The 1,169-nt window shown below is 38.3% G+C and carries 1 protein-coding gene; it reads right to left on the minus strand.

Annotation, left to right across the window (positions count from 1 at the left end; translation table 11 throughout):
• Nucleotides 1-476: 476 nt before the first annotated feature.
• Nucleotides 477-1,169: bifunctional methylenetetrahydrofolate dehydrogenase/methenyltetrahydrofolate cyclohydrolase FolD (gene folD, locus F6K22_RS41310; RefSeq protein ID WP_293111009.1), on the minus strand; the 693-nt coding region annotated here is incomplete at its 5' end.

Genomic DNA, 1,169 nt, shown 5'->3' on the forward strand with positions numbered 1-1,169 from the left:
GTTCAGGGAAAAACCCTAGATATATAGTTGTTAAAAACTATAGCGCTACAGTAAATTTAGTATTTATCCCTGATGAGAAGTATTGGTAAGTGACACAAGCAATAGAAAAGGTAGAACAGAAATTATCAGGAACTAACTTGAAGATACAGTCCTAGTCGAAATATAATTTCTCTCTAGTTCAGGGAAAAACCCTAGATATATAGTTGTTAAAAACTATAGCGCTACAGTAAATTTAGTATTTATCCCTGATGAGAAGTATTGGTAAGTGACACAAGCAATAGAAAAGGTAGAACAGAAATTATCTAGATATATAGTTGTTAAAAACTATAGCGCTACAGTAAATTTAGTATTTATCCCTGATGAGAAGTATTGGTAAGTGGCACAAGTAATAGAAAAGGTAGAACAGAAATTATCAGGAACTAACTTGAAGATACAGTCGTATTTCCCTTTTTTTATTCAAATTAGTATAAGTCGAATTATCCGATCAAACTGCTCCAACGTTCTACAGTATTTTGTAATAACATCGCTACAGTCATCGGGCCAACCCCTCCAGGCACAGGTGTAATGTATCCTGCTACCTCTGCTACAGAATCAAATTGAACGTCTCCCACTAACCGACTATTACCCGCTTCATCTATCACCCTATTAATTCCTACATCTATTACTGTTGCTCCTGGTTTGACCATCTCAGCAGTAATCATGTTTGGTTTACCCACTGCTGCGACAAGAATATCTGCATTCCTGGTTATGACCTCTAAATTTTGAGACCGGGAATGGGCAATTGTTACTGTACTGTTGGCCTCCAATAACATTAATGCCATTGGTTTGCCCACTAATATACTTCGCCCTAGTACAACTGCCTTTTTTCCTTGCAATTCAATATTATATTCCTGTAACAAACGCATCACTCCTGCGGGTGTACAACTGCGTAAACCTTTTTCACCACGGAGCAGTTGTCCAAGATTCATGGGATGAAGTCCATCTACATCTTTGCTAGGGTCAGTTTGGTACAGTAATGAGGTAGAGTCTAAATGTTCTGGCAGGGGTAACTGCACCAAGATACCGTCTACTTGTGGGTCTTGGTTTAATTTTTGAATTACTTGGGTTAGTTCAGCTTGAGATGTTTGGGCAGGAAAATGTTTCCCGAAGGAGGCAATACCTACTTGGGA

The sequence above is a fragment of the Okeania sp. SIO2F4 genome (assembly GCF_010672385.1).
GTDB lineage: Bacteria > Cyanobacteriota > Cyanobacteriia > Cyanobacteriales > Microcoleaceae > Trichodesmium.